This is a genomic window from Synechococcus sp. R3-13 (assembly GCF_047462195.1).
GTDB lineage: Bacteria > Cyanobacteriota > Cyanobacteriia > Thermostichales > Thermostichaceae > Thermostichus.
Map to the genome: position 1 here is coordinate 1 of NZ_JANSIO010000454.1, position 816 is coordinate 816.

Genomic DNA, 816 nt, shown 5'->3' on the forward strand with positions numbered 1-816 from the left:
GGGGTAAGCTACGAGCCCTGGCACTGGCGCTTTGTGGGCGACCGTGACAGCCTGGAGACCTTCTACGCTCCCCAAATCAAACCATTCCCAAATCAGCCCAATCAAACCGAGACCCCTACTCTCCCGTCTTCCAGAGGGAGAAGAGCTGGGAGTGAGGGCTGACTCCTTTGGGGAGAGAGGAAAGGGGGAGCTCCTTGGGACTACCGTCACGGCCCTCTCCCTTGCAGGGATCTCATTCCCCTCTTGAATGGGTTCACAAGCCTAAGCAAGCGGATGACGCGATTCGAACGCGCGACCGTCTCGTTGGCAACGAGAAGCTCTACCACTGAGCTACATCCGCGTCGGGAAATTTATGATGGCAAGTTTTGCGGTGGTTTGTCAAGTCAGGGATCCCTGGCGCATTTTGTTCCAGAATGAGAGAAGTTCATCTTTCTTTGCAGTTGCGCAAAGTCTGGGCGGGATCCCGGGCAGCGCCTGTTTGAGGGTATTGCTATGCGGGTAGCCATTATTGGGGCCGGATTGGCCGGGTTGGTGACGGCAGTCGATTTGGTCGAGGCAGGACACGAGGTGCAGCTCTACGAGGCGCGGCCTTTTGTCGGCGGCAAGGTGGGATCCTGGCAGGATGCCGATGGCAACCACATCGAGATGGGGCTGCACGTTTTTTTCTGCAACTACAGCAATTTGTTTGCCCTGATGAAAAAGGTGGGGGCCTACGAGAACCTGCTGCCCAAGCAACACACCCACACCTTTGTCAACCGAGGTGGGCAAACGGCCAGTCTGGATTTTCGCTTTCCCCTGGGGGCGCCTTTCAACGGC

Annotated in this window: 1 protein-coding gene and 1 tRNA gene; one reads left to right on the forward strand and one right to left on the reverse strand. The window is 57.1% G+C overall.

Annotated features, from left to right (window positions below; all coding sequences use genetic code 11):
• Nucleotides 1-268: 268 nt before the first annotated feature.
• Nucleotides 269-340, reverse strand: a tRNA-Gly gene (locus NW856_RS12870).
• Nucleotides 341-492: 152 nt separating this feature from the next.
• Between NW856_RS12870 and NW856_RS12875 the strand changes: the two genes are divergently transcribed.
• The coding region (locus tag NW856_RS12875) for an FAD-dependent oxidoreductase (RefSeq protein ID WP_414400586.1) at nt 493-816 on the forward strand (324 nt) is incomplete at its 3' end.